16 protein-coding genes are annotated in these 19,098 nt (G+C 72.6%); 9 read left to right on the top strand and 7 right to left on the bottom strand.

The window, feature by feature from the left end:
- Positions 1–69 precede the first annotated feature (69 nt).
- From AB0H64_RS09735 to AB0H64_RS09725, 3 genes are read left to right on the top strand one after another with little or no spacing between them, the layout of a single operon-like run.
- Entirely contained in the window at positions 70–624 is a 555-nt protein-coding gene (locus AB0H64_RS09735; protein ID WP_357622290.1) for a hypothetical protein, read from the top strand.
- Positions 621–2,483 carry an ABC transporter ATP-binding protein gene (locus tag AB0H64_RS09730; protein WP_357622287.1) on the top strand — a complete coding sequence of 621 codons (1,863 nt, stop codon included), beginning with the start codon at positions 621–623 and terminating at the stop codon, positions 2,481–2,483. Before AB0H64_RS09735 ends, AB0H64_RS09730 begins: the two co-directional genes overlap by 4 nt.
- Entirely contained in the window at positions 2,480–2,929 is a 450-nt protein-coding gene (locus AB0H64_RS09725; RefSeq protein ID WP_357622285.1) for a S26 family signal peptidase, read from the top strand. Before AB0H64_RS09730 ends, AB0H64_RS09725 begins: the two co-directional genes overlap by 4 nt.
- Before the next feature lie 85 nt (positions 2,930–3,014).
- On the opposite strand, the gene AB0H64_RS09720 is transcribed toward AB0H64_RS09725, so the two are convergent.
- On the bottom strand, positions 3,015–3,773 hold the full coding sequence (locus AB0H64_RS09720; protein WP_357622282.1) for a MerR family transcriptional regulator: 759 nt from the start codon (positions 3,771–3,773) through the stop codon (positions 3,015–3,017).
- A gap of 10 nt (positions 3,774–3,783) precedes the next feature.
- Positions 3,784–4,668 carry a DUF2268 domain-containing putative Zn-dependent protease gene (locus tag AB0H64_RS09715; RefSeq protein WP_357622279.1) on the bottom strand — a complete coding sequence of 295 codons (885 nt, stop codon included), beginning with the start codon at positions 4,666–4,668 and terminating at the stop codon, positions 3,784–3,786.
- A 301-nt stretch (positions 4,669–4,969) separates the two neighbouring features.
- On the opposite strand from AB0H64_RS09715, the gene AB0H64_RS09710 reads away from it, so the two are divergent.
- On the top strand, positions 4,970–5,377 hold the full coding sequence (locus AB0H64_RS09710; protein WP_357622277.1) for a hypothetical protein: 408 nt from the start codon (positions 4,970–4,972) through the stop codon (positions 5,375–5,377).
- Positions 5,378–5,459: 82 nt separating this feature from the next.
- On the opposite strand, the gene AB0H64_RS09705 is transcribed toward AB0H64_RS09710, so the two are convergent.
- Both AB0H64_RS09705 and AB0H64_RS09700 read right to left on the bottom strand, forming a co-directional pair.
- Positions 5,460–6,920, bottom strand: coding sequence for an MFS transporter (locus tag AB0H64_RS09705; protein WP_357622274.1), 1,461 nt, complete (start codon positions 6,918–6,920; stop codon positions 5,460–5,462).
- Positions 6,921–6,993: 73 nt separating this feature from the next.
- Positions 6,994–7,482 (bottom strand): MarR family transcriptional regulator, encoded by a 489-nt coding sequence (locus tag AB0H64_RS09700; protein WP_357622271.1) that lies wholly within the window; start codon positions 7,480–7,482, stop codon positions 6,994–6,996.
- Between the two features lie 77 nt (positions 7,483–7,559).
- On the opposite strand from AB0H64_RS09700, the gene AB0H64_RS09695 reads away from it, so the two are divergent.
- The 4 genes from AB0H64_RS09695 (at position 7,560) to AB0H64_RS09680 (ending at position 13,422) form a co-directional block, all read left to right on the top strand.
- Positions 7,560–8,090, top strand: coding sequence for a hypothetical protein (locus AB0H64_RS09695; protein ID WP_357622269.1), 531 nt, complete (start codon positions 7,560–7,562; stop codon positions 8,088–8,090).
- A 316-nt stretch (positions 8,091–8,406) separates the two neighbouring features.
- Entirely contained in the window at positions 8,407–9,558 is a 1,152-nt protein-coding gene (locus AB0H64_RS09690) for a glutamate--cysteine ligase (RefSeq protein WP_357622266.1), read from the top strand.
- A 133-nt stretch (positions 9,559–9,691) separates the two neighbouring features.
- Positions 9,692–11,479 carry an N-acetylglutaminylglutamine amidotransferase gene (locus AB0H64_RS09685; RefSeq protein WP_357622264.1) on the top strand — a complete coding sequence of 596 codons (1,788 nt, stop codon included), beginning with the start codon at positions 9,692–9,694 and terminating at the stop codon, positions 11,477–11,479.
- A complete protein-coding gene (locus AB0H64_RS09680; protein WP_357622261.1) occupies positions 11,479–13,422 on the top strand; it encodes a prolyl oligopeptidase family serine peptidase in 1,944 nt (647 codons plus the stop codon). Before AB0H64_RS09685 ends, AB0H64_RS09680 begins: the two co-directional genes overlap by 1 nt.
- A 16-nt stretch (positions 13,423–13,438) precedes the next feature.
- Here AB0H64_RS09680 and AB0H64_RS09675 read toward each other — a convergent pair whose 3' ends face one another.
- From AB0H64_RS09675 to AB0H64_RS09665, 3 genes are all read right to left on the bottom strand, one after another.
- Complete coding sequence (locus tag AB0H64_RS09675) at positions 13,439–15,103, bottom strand: RecQ family ATP-dependent DNA helicase (protein WP_357622258.1); 1,665 nt, start codon at positions 15,101–15,103, stop codon at positions 13,439–13,441.
- 68 nt (positions 15,104–15,171) lie between these two features.
- The gene (locus AB0H64_RS09670) at positions 15,172–16,281 is read right to left on the bottom strand and encodes an NlpC/P60 family protein (RefSeq protein ID WP_357622255.1); all 1,110 of its coding nucleotides are present in this window, start codon (positions 16,279–16,281) and stop codon (positions 15,172–15,174) included.
- Positions 16,281–16,580 carry a hypothetical protein gene (locus AB0H64_RS09665; protein ID WP_357622252.1) on the bottom strand — a complete coding sequence of 100 codons (300 nt, stop codon included), beginning with the start codon at positions 16,578–16,580 and terminating at the stop codon, positions 16,281–16,283. Before AB0H64_RS09665 ends, AB0H64_RS09670 begins: the two co-directional genes overlap by 1 nt.
- A gap of 256 nt (positions 16,581–16,836) precedes the next feature.
- Here AB0H64_RS09665 and AB0H64_RS09660 point away from each other — a divergent pair, with 256 nt between their 5' ends.
- Complete coding sequence (locus tag AB0H64_RS09660; RefSeq protein WP_357622249.1) at positions 16,837–18,975, top strand: prolyl oligopeptidase family serine peptidase; 2,139 nt, start codon at positions 16,837–16,839, stop codon at positions 18,973–18,975.
- The last annotated feature ends 123 nt before the right edge of the window (positions 18,976–19,098 follow it).

Here is a 19,098-nt window from a genome sequence, read left to right as displayed (position 1 = left end):
GTGCGCCCGGCGGGCGGGACCTGCCGCCGGGCGCACGCCGCCGTAGACCCGCCGACATGGAGGTGACTTGTGTCCTATCTGATCGCCGTTGTGGCCCTCCTCTGCGCCCTTTGCCTGGTGCTGCTTCTGGTGACGCTCGGGCTGGTCCGGCGCATCCGGGAGCACACCAAGCTGCTGGACGCCCTGTACGAACAGGTGGACCTCATGGGTCCGCCCGTGGCGGGCGCCGGCCCCGCCGTCGACGACGTCGTCGCCGACTTCGCCGCGACCACCGTGGACGGAGCCCGGGTGACCCGCGACCTCCTGCCCGAGGGGACGGTCGTGGCGTTCCTGTCGCCGGACTGCGCCGGCTGCCACGAGCAGCTTCCCGAGCTGGCCTCCTGGGCGGCGGAGCAGGACCGGGAGCGGGTGCTGGCGGTGGTCGACGGCCGGTCCGGCGACCCCGAGAGCCTCGTGGCGACGCTCACGCCAGTGGCCCAGGTGGTCGTGGACGACACGACCGCGCCGGTCGGCTCGGCGTTCGGGGTGCAGTCGTACCCGACCTTCTTCCAAGTGGCGGCTGGCGGGAGGCTGCTCGCGGTGGCGTCCCGGATCTCCCGGCTGCCCGCCGGATCGGCCGCGTGAGCGAGCGGGAGCCGGAGGTCACGAGGGCGGCCCTGGCACGCTGTGCCACCCGGGCCGCCGCGCTGGTGTGGCGGTCGGCGCCGCTCCACATCCTCGGATACCTGGGGGTCACGGTGGTCGGCGCCGCCGTCCCGGTCGCCGTGGCCTGGCTGACCAAGACGGTGCTGGACGGGGTGGCGCATCGGCAGACCGGCTCCCTGCTCGTCCCGGCGATCGCCATCGCCGTGGCCGGGACGGCCGCCGCGGCTGCCTCCCATGCCGGGCATTACCTGCGCGCCGAAGTGGACCGGCGCGCGGCGCTTGACGCGAAGGACGAGCTGTTCGCCGCGGTGTCCCGCTTCACGGGGCTGGCCAGGTTCGAGACCCCGGCCTTCCTCGACCGGCTGCGGCTGGCCCAGCAGAGCGCGAGCCACCCGGGCCGGCTGGTGGACAGCGCACTCTCGGCCGCGCGCAGCGCGGTGACCGTCGCCGGTTTCGTCGCCTCTCTGGCTCTGGTCAACGCCACGTTCACCGCGCTGGTTCTGCTCTCGGCCCTTCCCGCGCTGCTCATCGAGCTACGGCTGTCGCGGCAGCGGGCCGCGATGATGTGGCGGATCGGCCCGGCCGAGCGCCGCGAGTTCTTCTACGCCCGGCTGATGTCCACGGTGGACGCCGCCAAGGAGATCCGCCTGTTCGACCTCGGCGCCTTCCTGCGGCTGCGCATGCTGGCCGAACTGCGCACCGCGAACGCCGCCCGCCGCCGCATGGACCGGCGGGAGCTCCTGGTCCAGGGCGGTCTGGCGGGCGCCTCGGCGATCGTCGCCGGCGTCGGACTGGTGTGGGCGATCACGGCGGCCGGGCAGGGACGACTCAGCGTCGGCGATGTGTCGATGTTCGCGGCGGCGCTCGCCGGCGTCCAGGCGGCGCTGAGCAGCCTGGTGGCGTCCGGGGTCATGGCGTACGAGCACCTGCTGACCTTCCACCACCACGTCGAGATCGTGGACGACGCGCCGGACCCGCCGCGCCGCCCCGCGTCGTTGCCGCCGCTACGGCGGGGCATCGAACTGCGCGACGTCTGGTTCCGCTACGGCCCCGACCACCCCTGGATCCTGCGCGGCGTCGACCTGTTCATCCCGTACGGGGAGACCGTCGCGCTGGTCGGCCGCAACGGCGCGGGCAAGAGCACGCTGGTGAAGCTGCTGTGCCGGTTCTACGACCCGACGCGCGGAGCGATCCTGTGGGACGGCGTGGACATCCGCGACGTGCCGCCGGAGACGCTGCGCGCCCGGATCGGCGCCGCCTTCCAGGATTTCGTGTCGTACGAGCTGACGGCGACCGACAACATCGCGGTGGGCGACCTCCCCGCCGCGGCCGACCGGACGCGGATCGAGCAGGCCGCGCGGGACGCCGGTGTCCACGACACCCTGACGGCCCTGCCCTACGGCTACCGCACCCTGCTGAGCCGCGGATTCCCGCTGGAGGAGGAGGACGAGGAGGGCCCGGACTCCGGCGTGTCGCTCTCCGGCGGGCAATGGCAGCGGCTGGCGCTCGCCCGGGCGTTCCTGCGCCGCGACCGGGATCTGATGATCCTCGACGAGCCCAGCTCCGGCCTGGATCCGGAGGCTGAGCACGAGGTGCACCGCCGGCTCGCCGAGCTGCGGTCCGGGCGCACCAGCGTCGTCGTCTCCCACCGGCTCGGCGCGGTCCGGGACGCCGAGCGGATCGTGGTGCTGGGCGACGGTGTCGTCATCGAGACGGGCACGCACGCCCGGCTGCTGGCCGCGGGCGGCACGTACGCCCGGCTGTTCGACCGGCAGGCGGCCGGGTACCGGGACGACGCGGAATCCATGGCAGCCGAGGCGACAGGATCCTCGCGGTGAGCGCGGCGGTGGCCCTCGTCGCCGTACTCGGCCTTGCCGTGGCGCTCGCCGTGGTCGTCGGGGTGCGGCGGCGGTACCTGGTGGTGACCGTCCACGGGGAGAGCATGCTGCCGACGTACCAGCCGGGAGAGCGGGTGCTCGTCCGGCGGGCGCGGGCCGGCTCGCTGCGGACCGGGCAGGTCGTCGTGCTCAGCGAACTCGTCCCGGCCGGTCGCGCCGGACTGAGGCCCCGCTGGATCATCAAGCGTGTCGCGGCTCTGCCGGGTGACCCCATTCCGCGCGACACCGTCCCCGCCCTGCGGGTCGCTCCTGGCATCCGCGTCCCGGCCGGTCACCTGGTCGTCCTGGGCGACAACCCTGACCGTTCGCACGACTCCCGCCACTCCGGCTACCTGACGACGGACCGCCTGTACGGCGTGGTCCTCCGCAGTATCGGCGTGCTGTGACCGGAAACGACCCAGCTCCTGCGAGCCGCTCTCCCTGCAATGATCAGCAGCTCAAGATGATGACCATTTCTGCGAACCCGACGAGCTACATCCGGGTCCGCGCATACGCGTGCAGGGCGTCGCGGACGAACCTCGCCCCCGCGTCGTCGTCGTACATGCCGGCGAAGCGGGGGTCGTCGACGTACATGTCGCCCAGGCCTTTGACCATCTCGATCGAGCACTCCCTATCGCCCTCGGCCGTGGGGGTGCCCGGGATCTGGCTCAGCCACTGGACGTGCCGGGCGGCCAGTGACTGAGCGTGTGCCGATGTCGGGGAAACCTCGGCCTTGGCTGCGGCGACCCACGCGGCGACGAGGTCCTCGGTGTTCTGCTTCCAGGCCAGCTGCTGGTCAAGGGTCTTGCCATGCCACCAGTCGTTGCTCACTTGGAACGCGCGCTCGCCCCAGCGTGAGATCACCTCGTCCTTGTAGCGGTCGTTGAACCCCGCCAACATGACGTCCATCCGTGGTTCCGCCCCCGCCTGCAGGGCCTCGAGCGTGTGACACACCGAACGGATCTGCCGGTCGATGCGGTCCCGTTCCTCTTCCAGTGCGGCGATGTGGGCGCGGAGCCCGTCACACGTGTCCACCTCGTCGGCCAGGACCTCGGCGATGGCCGGCAAGCCCATGCCGAGCCGGCGCATGAGCAGGATCCGCTGTAGTCGGGCGACCGCGGTGGAGTTGTAGTAACGGTACCCGTTCGCGCCGACCCGGGACGGGGCCAAGAGCCCGACGCGGTCGTAGTGACGCAGGGTGCGGCTGCTGATGCCGGCCCTCGCTGCGAGTTCCTGGATCGTCCACTCCATCCCTCCAGTGTTACCCGCGGCGGAGCGTGGCGGCGATGATCTCCGAGCTGTCGGCGTGCAGGGCCTGTGCCGCCGTCTTGCCGGTCGCCGCCAGGTAGGTGTCGACCAGCCGGTTGCCCGCGGCGTATCCGGCGCCCATCGGCAGTCCCACCGGGGGGACACCGACGTGCTCGGCGCCGGGGTCGCCGTGCGCCCAGGCGGTGAAGTTGTGCATGCCTGTCACGTCGAGCCCGGTGAGCACCTTGGCGAAGACCTCGTCGTCGTGCAGGTGCGGCACGCCGATGCGGGCGTAGCCGAGCTCGTCGCCGTAGAGCTGGCGGGCGAAGGCGTCGGCCAGGCCCTCGCCGACGATGTGCTCGCCGACCGTGACGGTCATCGGGTCCCACACGACCCCGCCCGGGCTCCACCGCAGGTTGTGGTGCAGTTCGTGCACGGCGGTGGCCTCCAGCCGCTCCACGTTCTCGGGGTAGGGCCAGAACGTGATGGCGATGTTGCCCGAGATGCCGCCGAACCCGGTCAATCCTTTGCAGGGACCCATGAAGTGCTTGTCAGCCGGATCGCCGAGGACGAACAGCACGGTGATGTCCGGGGCCTGCAGCCCCGGCGTCGCCTCCAGCAGTACGGCGAGAGCGTCGTCGAGCGCGCGTTGCATCCGCTCCCAGGCTCCGGCCGCCGCCAGGGTTTCGAGCGCGTCGAGGCAACGCTCCTCGTCGCGGTCGATGGGAAACCCACACGCTTGGAGGTGCATGGCCACCAGGTCGAGCTCGCCAGGGTAGTAGCGGTACATGCCCCTGTTGGCCTCCAGCATCGAACGCAGCAGGTCAGCGCGGTCCGCAACCGGGGCCTGCAGGATCCGCCTCATGGCGGAGTAGGTGTCAAGAACAGTGATCGACATGGCCCCGATGCTAGAAGTTGACGCAGCGTCAAGGTCAAATCAGCGGCGCGCGGCGTCGCGCAGTGACGCCCCTCAGCGGCGCCTGGCGGGCCACACGCATGCTGTGCTCGTCCTGACCGGTCCCGGCTGATCCCACCTCCGGTGTCAAGGCGGCGGGACGGTCAGCCGGCGCAGATCTCCACGTTCAGTGGCGTGATCTATGTCATAGAACGCGACGGCCCATTTCCGGCGTCTACCTCTTCGACATGTTGATCAGTTCGCGATCGGCATCTTCCGGCTCCACGAAAGGACCATGCACAGCATGAACAAGATCAAGAAGTCGGCCGTCGCAGCACTCAGCCTGGTCGCCGCGTTGGCCGGCACGGTCGCCACCAGCGGCCCCGCCGCGGCGGCGTCTTCCCCGGTGGAAGCCTGCGGCGGCGGCAGCTACCACGTCATCGACAGCCACGCCTTCGGCTCAAGCGCCATCACCTATCTGCTCTACAACGGCACCACCAACTGCGTGGTGACCTGGAAGACGGGAGCCAGGGGCAACACCACGTACGTGGAGGCCCGACTGCGTCACAGCAGCATGTACTTCGATGTCGACCCCGGCCACTACCAGTACTACGCGGGTCCGGTGAAGGTGAACGCCGGGGGACGCTGCATCATGTGGGGCGGCGGCTACGGTGACAGCGGCTGGATCAGTGGCTGGGAGCACTGCAACTGATCGCCGCTTCCTCGACCTCCTGAACACACGCCGGAACGCCCGGCGCGTGCTTCTGGTGCGCGCCGGGCGGAAGGCTGGTGTTTCAGGAGGTCGCGGGGGTTTCCAGCGCCGCCGCCTCCTCCGGGGCGAGCCGGTCGGCGGTGGCCGGGGTGGGCCGGCGCAGGACGAGGAGGGCCACGGCGAACGCCGCGACCAGCAGCCCGGCGGAGATGGTGAACGCGAGCCGGTAGCCGCCGGTCAGCGCGGCCGCCTGGCCGGCGCCGGTGGCCAGGAGCTCCCCGGTGCGGGAGGCGGCCATCGTGGACAGCAGGGCGACGCCGATGGCCATGCCGACCTGCTGGGTGGTGTTGAACAGTCCGGAGGTCAGGCCCGCGTCGCTCTCCCGCGCTCCCGACATGGCGATCGTGGCCAGGGCCGGCAGCACCAGGCCGCCGCCCGAGATCAGCAGCATCGGAGGGAGCAGGTGCGTGACGTACCCGGCGTCCACCGTGACGCGGGTGAGCACGAGCATCGCCGCGACGAGCAGCACCAGGCCGGCCAGCAGGACGGCGCGGGCGCCGAAGCGGGCGTTGAGCCGCGCCGAGACGAACAGGGAGATCGAGCCGATGCCGACCGCGGCCGGGAGCATGGCGAGGCCGGTGTCCAGCGCGCCGTAGCCGAGGACCCGCTGCATGTAGAGGGCGACGAGGACCTGGAAGGCGAACATGCCGGACAGGGCCAGCATCTGGGCGAGGTTCGCGCCGGCCACGTTGCGCGAGCGCAGGATTCGCAGCGGCATGAGCGGCGCCACGGCGGTGGCCTGCCGTACGACGAACCCGGTCAGCAGGGCCAGTGACACCGCGCCGAGGCCGAGCGTGTGGGCGGCCAGCCACCCGTACTCCTCGACCTTGACCACCGTGTAGATGCCGAGCATGAGTCCGGTGGTCACGAGCGCGGCGCCGGCCATGTCCGCGCCGGCGGCCAGGCCGATCCCGCGGTCGGCGGGCAGGACCCGCAGCGCGAGCAGGACGGTGATCACCCCGATCGGCACGTTGATGAAGAAGATCCAGGGCCAGCTCAGGGCGTCGGTGAGTACGCCGCCCAGGACCTGGCCGATCGACGCGCCCGCCGCCCCGGTGAAGCTGAAGATCGCGATCGCCTTGCCCCGTTCGCCGGGCTCGGTGAACAGCGTCACCAGGATGCCCAGGACAACAGCGGAGGCCAGCGCGCTCCCGACGCCCTGGAGGAACCGGGCGGCGATCAGCAGGCCGGGACCGGTGGCCGCGCCCGCCAGCAGGGAGGCGGCCGTGAAGATCGCGTTCCCGGCGAGGAACATCGTCCGGCGCCCGATCAGGTCACCCAGCCTGCCCGCCAGGAGCAGCAACCCGCCGAAGGGGATCAGGTACGCGTTGACGATCCAGCTCAGCCCGGCGGGCGAGAAGTCCAGGTCCTCCTGGATGGCCGGCATCGCGACCGTCACGATGCTGCCGTCCAGGACCGTCATCAGTCCCGTCGCGGACAGCACTCCGAGTGCTGTCCAGCGCGAGGTTCCCACGTGCGACATGTTCTCTCCCGTCATTGAGCTCGACAGGAAAGACCATAACAGATGGTTTTGTAATAGACGATCCTCTTCGGATCTAACTTTTGCGCTCCCGGGCCCGGCGCGTCTGCTGGGGCCCTTCGGCGGGGGTGGCGAGATGTCCGCTGACCAGGCGGTTCAGGGCGCGTACCAGGACCTCGCGCTCGTCGTCGGGCAGCGATTGGAGGCTCGCCCGGTGGACGCCGTCCACGATCTCCTGGCTGTGCCGGGCGATGGCGGCGCCCGCCTCCGTGACCGCGATGATGCGCGCCCGCCGGTCCGTGCTGGACGGGCGGCGCTCGGCGTACCCGGCCTTCTCCAGCGCGTCCACCGTCACCACCATCGTGGTCTTGTCCATGTCGCCCAGCTCGGCGAGCTGGATCTGGGTCCGCTCCTCCTCCATGGCGTGCACCAGTACGCAGTGCATGCGCGCCGTCAGGCCGATCTCGGCGAGGGCCGCGGCCATCTGGGTGCGCAACACGTGGCTGGTGTGGTCGAGCAGGAAGGACAGGTCGGTTTCGGTACGCGTGGGAGCCATCGCTGTCATGCCTCCAGCCTACCCAGACGATCCCGGTGCGGATTATCTACGAAGGAACGATCCGGGAGTTTCGATAGGTTCCTGCCGTGCCGGAACATGCTGATGTCGGCCTCGCCTGCGAGCAGCTGGTGAAGGCGCTCCGTGATCTCGCCGCCCTGGCGTCCCCGAACGGCTCATCGAGTGAGGCCGTCGCGGAGTCGGTCGCTCGCGTCAGGTCGGCCGCGCGTTCCTACGCGGACGCGATCGGCGAGGTCGCCGGGTGGGATGACGTGTTCGCCGACCTGGAGGAGAGCGGCGAAACAGATGACGAACCGTTCGACGGGGTGCCGCGGCTGAGCCTGGCGGGGCGGTGGGACTTCCTGGTGGAGGATCCCGCTGTCCTCATGCGCTACGTCCGTCGTCGGCTGGTCGAGGACGGCTGGGACGAACGGGCCGCGGCGGAACACTCCGCCTCGCCCTCCGCGGCGCTGGACTCACTGGCCGCCCTGGACGGGTGGGACGTGCGGAAGTACGTCGAGCAGGGCTTGAAGACGGCGGGAAGCGGCTGGACCGTACGCCATGTGGACAGGGTCCTGTCCGAGATGAGCCACGCCGAACGGTGGGAGACCGGCTTCTGAGCGCGCGCCGCGCAGTGCGCGTGCATCGCGTTTGCGTGGAGTGTCGTGAGGGAAGCCGCCTGGTCATGCCGGAGTGGTTGCAGGCGGGTGGGTGGGGACTGCTGGCGGGCATCATCGCCCTGGCCGGATTCCAGCTCGCGTTCGCGGGGTCGAAGGCGGGCGGCTGAGGCGTCCGATCCCCGTACGCGCCGCGGCTGGGGACGAATGTGGAGGCACGCCGTAACGGTCGCAACAAAGATCGCATAAGCACCATGAGGTGCTAAAGGCGATTTTTAGGGCAGGTGACCGCAATGCGGACGAGCGATGAGACTTGGGGGTGTCCCTGGTGACCGGCTCCGCGATCACGCTGGGCGTCGAGGAGGAGTTCCACATCGTCGACACGCGGACCCGTCACCTGGTGCCGAGGGCGGGGATGCTCCTCGACATGCTGCCGGACGACTGCTTCACCAAGGAGCTCCAGTCCTCCACGCTGGAGGCCAACAGCAGGCCGTTCTGGAGGCTGGAGGACCTGGCGCGCGACCTGGGCGGCATGCGCGCGATGGTGGTCCGGCGGGCGGAGAGCCTCGGGCTCGGCATCGTGGCGGCCGGCAGCGTGCCGCTGGCCGACATCGACCGGATGAAGGTCTCGCCCGACCCGCGCTACGAGCAGATGCTGGACGACTACCAGCTCCTCACGCGCGAGCAGCTCATCTGCGGGACGCAGGTCCACGCCGAGATCACCGACCGGGAGCTGGCCCTCGCGGTCGCGCACCGGCTGGCGGCGTGGGCGCCGCCGCTGCTGGCGCTCAGTTCAAGCTCGCCGTACTGGCTGGGCGCCGACACGGGGTACGGCAGCTACCGCACCATGGTGTGGCAGCGCTGGCCCACGGCCGGGCCGATGGCCCGCTACGACTCCGTGGCCGACTACGAGCGGATGATCCACGACCTCATCCAGTCCGGCGTGATCAGCGACTCCGGGATGATCTACTTCGACATCCGGCCGTCGGCGCACGTCCCGACCGTGGAGCTGCGCGTCTGCGATTCCTGTCCGCGCGTGGACGACATCGTGCTGATCGCCGGGCTGTTCCGGGCGCTGGTGGCCCGCGAGCTGGAGGAGGTGCGGCGCTCCCCCGGCCTGGAGGTTCCGCTGGAGGGCGTGCGGGCGGCGACGTGGCAGGCGGCGCGCTCCGGGCTCGAAGGGGAGCTGGTGGACCCGGTGGAGGGCGTCCCGCGGCCCGCCGCCGAGGTGATCACCCGGATGGTGGACGACCTGCGGCCGTACCTGGAGGAGGCGGGCGACTGGGAGCTGATCTCCGAGCTCGCCGGCGACGCGCTGGCCAGGGGCAGCTCGGCCGCGCGGCAGCGGGAGGCGTTCGCCCGGCGGGGGCTGTTGGGTGACGTGGTGGACATGCTCCTCGCCGAGACGCGGTCCGGCGGGTGGGAGCCCCTGGGCGGCGACGCCTCGTCGTCGTACCGACCGGCCGCCTGAGAAGGCCGGAGAAAGCCCGGGAAGCACGAGAAAGCCCGGGAAGCCCGGGAACGACCGGCCGGCGGAGAAAGCCGGCCGCGTGCGGAAACGGGCCGTGTGAGGGACTGTGCGAGATGCGGAAGGCGACTGACACATGTGTGGGCTGAGCGGCGAGATGCGCTTCGACGGGAAAGCGGCGGACATGGGCGCCGTGGACCGCATGACCGAGGCGATGCGCGAGCGGGGGCCCGACGGATCCGGACTGTGGTCGACCGGCCCCGTCGCCCTCGGCCACCGCCGCCTCAAGATCATCGACCTGTCCGACAAGGCCGCCCAGCCCATGGTGGACGGCGAGCTGGGCCTCGCCGCGGTGTTCAACGGCTGCCTGTACAACTACCGCGAGCTGCGCGAGGAGCTGCGTGCCGCCGGGTACCGGTTCTTCTCCACCTCCGACACCGAGGTGCTGGTCAAGGCGTTCCACCGGTGGGGCGTCGAGTGCGTCGACCGCTTCAAGGGCATGTTCGCCTTCGCGGTGGCCGAGCGTGACACCGGGCGGCTCACGCTGGGCCGCGACCGGCTCGGCATCAAGCCGATGTACCTCTCCCGGTCCGGCGACCGCCTGCGCTTCGCCTCCACCCTGCCCGCCCTGCTGGCCGGCGGCGACGTGGACACCACGATCGACCGGGTCGCCCTGCACCACTACATGACCTTCCACTCCCTGGTGCCCGGCGAGCGGACCATCCTCAACGGCGTCAGCAGGCTGCCCGCCGCCACCGTGCGCACCTTCGAGACCGACGGCACCAGCACCGACCGCCACTACTGGGACCCCGCCCACACCCGGTCGGCCCTGCCCGAGCGGGCCGGCCTCTCCGACGACGAGTGGCGGCACGCCGTCCTGGAGGCGCTGCGCGCGGCCGTGCGCCGCCGGATGGTCGCGGACGTGCCGGTCGGCGTACTGCTGTCGGGCGGCCTGGACTCCAGCCTGATCCTCGCGCTGCTGGCCGAGGAGGGCCAGGCGGACCTGGCCACGTTCAGCATCGGCTTCGAGTCGGCGGGCGGCCAGCGCGGCGACGAGTTCGCCTACTCCGACCTGATGGCGCGGCGCTTCGGCACGGACCACCACCGCATCCGCATCCCGGACAGCCGCCTCCTGACCGGGCTGGAGCGGGCGGTGCGCTCGATGAGCGAGCCGATGGTCAGCCACGACTGCGTCGCCTTCCATCTGCTGTCGCAGGAGGTCGCGCAGCACGTCAGGGTGGTGCAGTCCGGGCAGGGGGCCGACGAGGTGTTCGGTGGCTACAGCTGGTTCCAGCCGCTGGCGGGGGTGCCCAGGGAGCGGGCCGCCGAGGTCTACCTCGCCGAGTTCGCGGACCGGCCGCACGACGCGCTCGCCGGTGTCGTGAGCCCCGACTACCTGCTCGACCACGACGCCAGCAGCGCTTACGTGCGTGCCCACACCGCCAGGCCGGGCGCCGACACCGCGCTGGACGCCGTCCTGCGCCTGGAGACGACCGCCATGCTCGTCGACGACCCGGTCAAACGGGTGGACAACATGACCATGGCCCACGGCCTGGAGGCGCGCACGCCGTTCCTCGACCACGAGCTGGTCGAGCTGGCCGCGGCCTGCCCCGCCGAGCTCAAGCTCGCCGACGGCGGCAAGGGTGTGCTCAAGGACGCCGCCCGCAAGCTCCTGCCGAGCGAGATCATCGACCGGCCGAAGGGTTACTTCCCCGTCCCCGCCGTGCGCCACCTCGACGGGCCCGTGCTCGACATGGTCCGCGACGCGCTCACCGGTCAGGCCGCCCGCTCGCGCGGCCTGTTCCAGCCCGCCTACGTCAAGGCGCTGCTCGACGACCCCGACCGCGACCGCGCCACCACCGGCGTGAACACCCTGTGGCAGCTCGGGCTGCTGGAGCTGTGGCTGCAGGCCCAGGGAGTCTGATGGCCCCGTCCCCCGCTGTGTCCGTCCCCGCCCTGTCGGTGCCGCTGCCCGCGCCGGAGAGCCTGACCGCATGGAACTGCCTGACCCCGGCGCTGTCCCCCGACCACGGGGCCGTCGCGTACGTCAGCGACCGGGACGGCCGTCCCCGCGTGTGGATCCAGCCACTCGCCGACGCGGGGCGGCCCGCCGAGCACGCCATGCCGGCCACGGAGCACGGGTGGCCTGCCGGCGAGGAGGACACCGGCGGCGGCCAGCCGGGCGGCGCGCCGGCCCGGCCCGTCGACACCGGCCCGGAGCCGGTCGCCGACGTGTCCTGGGCGCCGACCGGTGAGCGGCTGGCCGTCCTCGTCGCGCCCGGCGGCGGAGAGCACACCGAGGTGTGGACCGTACGGCCGGACGGCGGCGACCTGCGCCCGCTCGCGGCGCCGCCCGGCGGATCGGCGTCGTTCGTCCGGTGGACGGGACGCGGCGAGGTGCTGCTCGTCACGGAGACCTCGGCCTCGGGGCTGACCGAGGCCGTGCTCGTGGACGCCGCGACCGGAAGCCGCCAGGTCGTCGCGGCCGGCCCGTTGCTCCGGCCCGCCGCCGTCAGCCGCGACCACGCCACGCTGCTGCTGCGCCGGGGGCCGAGGGGCGCGCGGCGCATGTCGGTGGCCGGCTGCGGTCCCGGCGCGGGAGACGAACGGCCGCTGCTGGCCGGCCTGCCGGGCTCGACCGACTACGGCATCCTGTCGCCGGACGGGGAGACGGCCTACCTGCTGTCCGACGCGGGCCGCGACCGTGCCGCCCTGCTGGCGGTGCGTGGGGGCGAGCCGGTGCTCGTACGGGGGGACGACCGTGAGGCGCGGTCGCATGTCGTGCTGGCCGAGCGGGAGGACGCCGAGCTGGACCAGTTCGCGCTGAGCGCCGACGGGCGGCGCGCGGTCCTCGTGTGGAACGAGCACGGCCGCTCCGCCCTGGAGGTCCTGGACACCGGCACAGGGGTCGTGAGCCCGCTCCCTCCCCCGCCCGCCGACATGGTCACCTCGATCCGGATGAGCCTCGACGGCGGCACGGCCGTCCTGGCCGCAGAGGGGCCGGACCAGCCCTCCCACGTGCTGCTGTGCGACCTCGCCACCGGCCGGTACGACCAGGTGGCGGGCGCGGGGCGGCTGACCGGGGCGCCACGCGCCGAGCTGGTCCACCTCAGGGCCCGCGACGGCCTGGAGCTGGCCGCCTGGCTGTACCGTCCCCCGAACGGCCACGGGCCCGCGCCGTACCTGGTCCACCTGCACGGCGGCCCCGAGGACCAGGAGCGGCCGGCCTTCAACCCGCTCTATCACAACCTCGTCGCCTCGGGCATCGGCGTGCTCGCCCCCAACGTGCGCGGCTCGTCCGGCTACGGCCGGGCCTTCCGCGAGGCGGACGACCGCGAGCTGCGCTTCCACGCGATCGACGACGTGGCCGACTGCGCCACCGAGCTCGTCCGGCTGGGCGCCGCCGACCCACGCCGGATCGCCTGCATGGGATGGTCGTACGGCGGCTACCTGACCCTGGCCGCGCTGGTCACCCATCCCGGTCTCTTCCGGACGGGCATCGATGTGTGCGGTATGTCGGACTTCGAGAGCTTCTACGCCCGTACCGAGCCGTGGATCGCCGCCGCCGCGGTCGGCGAGTACGGGCACCCGGAGACCGACCGCGATCTGTTGCGCGCCCTGTCGCCGCTGCGGCACTTCGACCGGCTGGAGGCGCCGCTCCTCGTCGTCCACGGGGTCCACGACACGAACGTGCCCCTGCACCAGGCCCGGCAGGCCGTCCAGGCGGCGCGGGCGCGCGGGGTGGTGTGCGAGGAGCTGCTGTTCCCGGACGAGGGGCACGAGATCAGGCGGCCGCCCAACCGGGCGGCCTTCGTCGGCAAGGTCGTCGAGTGGCTCGGCCGCCACCTCCTGGCTCCGGTGGCCTGACAGCCGAGTGCGCGGCTCAGGCGCCGCTCTCGCGCAGGATGTCCTGGTCCACGACGGCCTCCAGCAGCAGCTCCCGGTACCCGGCCTCCTCGAACAGCACCGTCAGCCGGTCCTCGTCGCGCCGGATGACCTCCCCCGGCCCCCACGTCTCGTGCTCCACCTGCGCGTGGACCGGGAACGGCCCGTCGCCGCGCGCCGGCTCACCCGCGGTCCCCGCGTGGCAGGCGTCGCAGTTGCCGCACGGCTCCCCCAGGTCCTCACCGAAGTACGCGAGCAGGAACCGCCGGCGGCAGTCGAGGGTCTCGGCGTAGCGGCGCATCATCTCGTGCCGGGTGCGCTCGATCTCGCGGTGCCGCTCGGCCAGCTCCCGCGCCCGCGCGGCGGCGGAGGCGGGGTCGGGCCCGCCGGGCACCGGCGTGATGTCGCGCGTGCTCAGCCGGACGGCCCCGGCGCGTTGCAACAGGTCGAGCAGCGTGGTCAGGCGCCGGGGCGACAGCTCGGTCCGCTCGCGCAGCTCCTTGCGCCCGATCCCGCCGGACCTCGCGACGGCCTCGGCGACGCGCTCCAGCGCCTCGACGTCCGGGAGTGCGCCGGTGAAGAACCGCTGGAGGCCCAGGTCCTCGGGCCGGTAGAAGAGCAGCGCCCGAGCCGGGTCGCCGTCCCTGCCCGAGCGGCCGATCTCCTGGTAGTAGGCGTCCAGGGAGCCGGGGATCTCGCTGTGGAAGACGTACCGGACGTCCGGCTTGTCGATCCCCATGCCGAACGCGCTGGTCGACACCACGACATCCAGCTCGCCCGCCATGAACCTGCCGTGCACCGCGTCGCGCTCGCCCCGGCGCAGCCCCGCGTGGTACGCCTCCGCCCGCAGGCCCGCCTCGGCCAGCCGGCCGGCCAGCTCGGTGGTCCGCCGGCGCGTCGCCGTGTAGACGATGCCGGGCTGCGGCTGCTCCAGCACCGCCGCGACCAGCGCGTCGGCGGCGTCGGCCAGCTCCCGGCGCACCGACAGGGTGATGTTGGGCCGGTCGAACCCGCGCACGATCTGCAACGGGTCCCGCATGCCGAGCCGCTCGACGATCTCCTCACGGACGGGCGGGGCGGCCGTCGCCGTGAGCGCCGCGATCACCGGGCGGCCGATCGCCTCGGCGGCCGAGCCGAGCCGCAGGTAGTCGGGCCGGAAGTCGTGCCCCCAGGCCGACACGCAGTGGGCCTCGTCGACGACCATGAGCGAGATGTTCGCCTCGGCCAGCTCGCGCACCACGTCGGGCCGGGCGAGCTGCTCGGGCGCACAGAACAGGAACTCGGTCTCCCCCGCGCGCAGCGACTCGAACGTGGCCGCCCGCCTGCTCGCGGACGTGCCGGCGTCCACGCTGGTCGCCTTCTCGTCGTGCCGCTGGCGGCGCAGCGCCTCCACCTGGTCGCGCTGGAGGGCGATGAGCGGCGACACGATCAGGGTCGGGCCGGGCAGCAGCAGCGCGGGCACCTGGTAGATGGCCGACTTGCCGCTGCCGGTGGGCATCAGGACGAGCGTGTCGCGGCCCTCGGCCAGCGACGTCATCGCCTCCAGCTGGCCGGGCCGCAGCTCGGCCAGGCCGAGGGATTGGCGGGCCGCCCGCTCGCACCTGTCGCGTACGGTCCCGCCGTCCCCGACCCGCGGGGCGTCGCTGGAGAGATGAGCTCGCATGGCCGCGCCCCTACCCTCGTGGGCGGGGGTATGCCCGGTCAGGTGAGGCGCGGTCAGGTGAGGCGCGGTCAGGCGAAGCGGCGGTACGTGACGGGGCCCAGGCTCGCGTTGCTGGCGACCGTGGACACCTTGACCACGTCGCCGGGACGCGGGGCGTGGATCATCTGGCCGTCGCCGGCGTAGATGCCGACATGGTGGGCCGGCTGGCCGAAGAAGACGAGGTCGCCGGGCTGCGGCGGACCGGTGACGGCCTGGCCGCTGGCCTGGTAGACCGCGGCGGTGGCGTCACCGATCTTGATGCCGGACTGGTTCAGCGCGTAGTAGACGAGGCCGCTGCAGTCGAAGGACGACGGGCCGTTGGAGCCCCAGACGTACGGCTTGCCGATGTGCTGCCGCGCGGCGTTGACGATGTCGGCCCCAGTGCCGTTGCCCGTCACGAACGGCACGGGTGTCGCGGCGCCCCCCGAATAGGCCGCCGTGGCGCCGGACCCGCCGGTGGACGGGGCCGAGTAGGACGCAGGGGATGCTCCGCCGCCACCGTCCGCACTGGCCAGGGAGGTGGTCGTCCACTTGGGGACGGGGGTCGGCTGCCAGCCGGTCGTGCCGAACGCGTCGTCGCCAGCCTGCTTGATGGCCTTGAACGAGGCGTGCTTCGCCTTGATCGCCTTCCTGATGGCGGTCTCGGCGTCGCCGACGGCCTTGTTCGCGGTCGAGACGTGCGTCTCGGCCTCACCGATGGCCTGCTGGACCACGGGGGCGATCGCCTTGTCGAAGTCGGCCTGCGTCGCGTCGGGGTTCTGCGTCCGGAACGAGCGGACCTGGGCGAGCACGCCCTCGCAGATCCCGTTCACCTTCGAGTGGGCCGTCTCCAGCGCGTCGGCGACCGAGTCGAGGGTGCCCGCGCAGCCGCTGAGCACGTCGTTGAGCGCGTCACCCGCGACCTGGTAGTTGCGCATGTACTTGACGAACTCGTCGGCGGAGCCGCCCTGCCAGCCGGTGTTGATGTTCTTGACCGCGGTGGCGAGCCGGCCGGTGCCGGTGCCGACCTTGCCCGCGGTGCCGCGCCAGCGCTTGGCGACGTCGCGGATGGTGCTGGGGCTGCCGTTGACCTTCTGCAGGATGCCGGCCAACTCGGAGCCGCCGCCGGGCAGCCCGTCGACGGTCTCGGTCGCGCCCATCAGACCGCCGCCACTTCGCTGGACTTGCCGGCCTTCTTGGTGTTGCCCCGTACGTCCTCAAGGCCCGCCTCGACGCCGGAGAGCCGCCGATGGGCGTACTCCAGGTCGTCGCTGGCGATCTGCTCGACCTCGTCGAGCAGGCCCGCGAGAGCGGAGGAGCTGTCGAGCTTGCCGAACATCAGAGAGTCGGCCGTCGGGGCCGGATAGCCGCCCGCCGCCGCGCTGTAGTCCTTGGCCAGCTCGCGCGCGACCGTCTGGCCGTCGTCGAGCGCTTTGTACTGGAGATCGAGACCCGCCATCTACACCGCCTACCGGATCGCCACGACGACCGCTCTGACCACATCCGCACCGGATTAGATCATTATGCGCGTCCGTCACTTTACTCGAAGCTCCTGAGCCTGTGCCGGAAACCTCCTCAGTCGCTCGGCGCGTCTCCGCCGTCGTCGCTCCCGCGCCGGGAGCTGATAAACTGATCGTGGACTGACAGGCCGTCTCCGCTCCCGCGGAGACGGCCAAACTGCTTTTCGGATGTCCCTTGCCACCCGAAGGAGCAGCATGTCCGTTCTGTCCCTGCCGCGTCAGCTCGCCCGCACCCGGCGGTTCACGCTCGGCGCGCCCGGCAAGATCAGCGTCTCGCTCGACGGCGGCACCGTCGTCTTCCTGCGCAGCCGTGCCGGCGACGACCCGGTGAGCTGCCTGTGGGCGCTCGACGTCGCCACCGGCCGCGAACGCCTCCTCGCCGACCCCCGCGTGCTGCTCGTGGGCGCGGGCGAGGAGCTCTCCGCCGAGGAGCTCACCCGGCGCCAGCGGGCCGGCGAGCTGTCCTCCGGCATCGTCGCCTACGCCGCCGACGCCGCCTGCGAGCTGCTGGCCTTCGCGCTCTCCGGCCGGCTGTGGACGGTCCGCGTCTCCGACGGCCTGGTACGGCCGGTCGCCGCGGCCGAGCCGGTCCTCGACCCCCGCCCGGACCCCACGGGCCGCCGCGTCGCGTACGTCAGCGGGGGCGCCCTCCGCGTGGCCGACACAGAAGCGGCCGACACAGAAGCGGCCGACACAGAAGCGGCCGACACAGAAGACGCCGTGGATCGGGCGGTGGCAGTCCCGGACGGGCCGGAGGTCACCTTCGGCCTTCCCGAGCACGTCGCGAGCGAGTCCATGGGCCGCCACCGCGCCTACTGGTGGTCGCCCGACGGCACCCGGCTGCTCGTGGCCCGGGTGGACACCGCGCCCGTGCGCCGCTGGCACCTGGCCGACCCCTCCGACCCCTCCCGGCCTCCGGTCAGCTTTCCCTACCCGTCGGCGGGCACGGCCAACGCCGAGGTCAGCCTGTGGATCGCCGACGCCGAGGGACGGAGCCCGCTCACCTCGGTCGCCTGGGACGCCAAGGGGTTCGAGTACCTGACCGACGCCGGCTGGGACGCCGCCGGGCCGTACGCGTCCGTGCAGAGCCGCGACCAGCGCCACGTCCAGGTGCTCGGGGTCGACCCGGCCACCGGGGCGGCCCGGGTGCTGGCCGAGCAGCGCGACGACGCCTGGGTGGAGCTCCTGCCCGGCCTGCCCGCCCGCGACTCGGCCGGTGTGCTGCTCACCGCCGGCGACGTGGACGGCACGCGCCGGCTGATGGCCGACGGCGTGCCCGTGACCCCGCCCGGCCTCCAGCTCCTCGGCGTGCTCGCCGTGGACGGCCGTACCGTGCTGTTCGCGGCGACGGACGAGCCGACGCAGACCCACGTCTGGGCGTACGACCCGGACACCGGGGCGCGGCCACTGACCACCGAGCCGGGCGTCCACAGCGCCGTGCGGCGGGGCGGCACCACCGTGCTCCTCTCCCGCACCCTCGACCGCCCCGGCACCCGCGTCACGGTCCACGGCGCGGGGGAAGCCGTGGAGCCGGAGATCGCGTCGCACGCGCAGCGGCCCGTGCTGGAGCCCCGGCCCGAGCTGCTGAGCCTCGGCCCCCGCGGGCTGCGCGCCGCCCTGTTCCTGCCCTCCTGGCACCGGCCCGGCGACGCCCCGCTGCCCGTCCTCATGGACCCGTACGGCGGCCCGGCCCTGCGCAAGGTGACCGCCGAGCAGGCGTGGTGGACGTACGTTTCGCAGTGGTTCGCCGAGCAGGGCTTCGCGGTCCTCGCGGTGGACGGCCGGGGCACGCCCGGACGCGGGCCCGCCTGGGAGCGGGAGATCCACCTCGACCTCGCCGGGCCGGTGCTCGACGACCAGGTCGAGGGGCTGCGCGAGGCGGCGGCCCACCGGCCCGAGCTGGACCTGTCACGGGTGGCGATCCGGGGCTGGTCGTTCGGCGGGTTCCTGGCCGCGCTCGCGGTGCTGCGCCGGCCCGACGTCTTCCACGCCGCCGTCGCGGGCGCGCCCGTCACCGACCAGCGGCTGTACGACACGCACTGGCGCGAGCGCCACCTCGGACACCCGGACGAGCACCCGGAGGCGTACGACCGCTGCTCCCCCGTGCTGGAGGCCGCGTCGCTCACCCGGCCGCTGCTGCTCATCCACGGTCTGGCCGACGACAACGTCGCGCCGGCGCACACCCTGAGGCTGTCCGCGGCGCTGCTCGCGGCCGGGAAGGCGCACGAGGTGCTGCCGCTGCCGCGCACCACCCACCTGCCCGTCGAGGAGTCCGTGGCCGAGAACCTGCTGCTGCACCAGCTCGCGTTCCTGCGCCGCGCCCTGCCCTCCTGACGCCCCGACCCCGGTGATCTTGTCGGCTCCGGAATTGTCGTCGGGGTGGGGTACATTCTCGGATCATTCAATCGGCCGTTCGCGTAGTGCCGTCGCACGATCAGGCGTCCGCGAGCCGTACCG

Source organism: Nonomuraea sp. NPDC050733 (assembly GCF_040654215.1).
Lineage (GTDB): Bacteria > Actinomycetota > Actinomycetes > Streptosporangiales > Streptosporangiaceae > Nonomuraea.
This window is presented reverse-complemented; position numbering and strand designations above follow the sequence as displayed.

Excerpts from the sequence above, each read along its gene's own strand:
- AB0H64_RS09705 (WP_357622274.1), bottom strand. The coding sequence starts at position 6,920 with ATGTCGCACGTGGGAACCTCGCGCTGGACAGCACTCGGAGTGCTGTCC.
- AB0H64_RS09700 (WP_357622271.1), bottom strand. The coding sequence starts at position 7,482 with ATGACAGCGATGGCTCCCACGCGTACCGAAACCGACCTGTCCTTCCTG.
- AB0H64_RS09660 (WP_357622249.1), top strand. The coding sequence starts at position 16,837 with ATGTCCGTTCTGTCCCTGCCGCGTCAGCTCGCCCGCACCCGGCGGTTC.
- AB0H64_RS09685 (WP_357622264.1), top strand. The coding sequence starts at position 9,692 with ATGTGTGGGCTGAGCGGCGAGATGCGCTTCGACGGGAAAGCGGCGGAC.
- AB0H64_RS09675 (WP_357622258.1), bottom strand. The coding sequence starts at position 15,103 with ATGCGAGCTCATCTCTCCAGCGACGCCCCGCGGGTCGGGGACGGCGGG.
- AB0H64_RS09710 (WP_357622277.1), top strand. The coding sequence starts at position 4,970 with ATGAACAAGATCAAGAAGTCGGCCGTCGCAGCACTCAGCCTGGTCGCC.
- AB0H64_RS09680 (WP_357622261.1), top strand. The coding sequence starts at position 11,479 with ATGGCCCCGTCCCCCGCTGTGTCCGTCCCCGCCCTGTCGGTGCCGCTG.
- AB0H64_RS09715 (WP_357622279.1), bottom strand. The coding sequence starts at position 4,668 with ATGTCGATCACTGTTCTTGACACCTACTCCGCCATGAGGCGGATCCTG.
- AB0H64_RS09670 (WP_357622255.1), bottom strand. The coding sequence starts at position 16,281 with ATGGGCGCGACCGAGACCGTCGACGGGCTGCCCGGCGGCGGCTCCGAG.
- AB0H64_RS09665 (WP_357622252.1), bottom strand. The coding sequence starts at position 16,580 with ATGGCGGGTCTCGATCTCCAGTACAAAGCGCTCGACGACGGCCAGACG.
- AB0H64_RS09720 (WP_357622282.1), bottom strand. The coding sequence starts at position 3,773 with ATGGAGTGGACGATCCAGGAACTCGCAGCGAGGGCCGGCATCAGCAGC.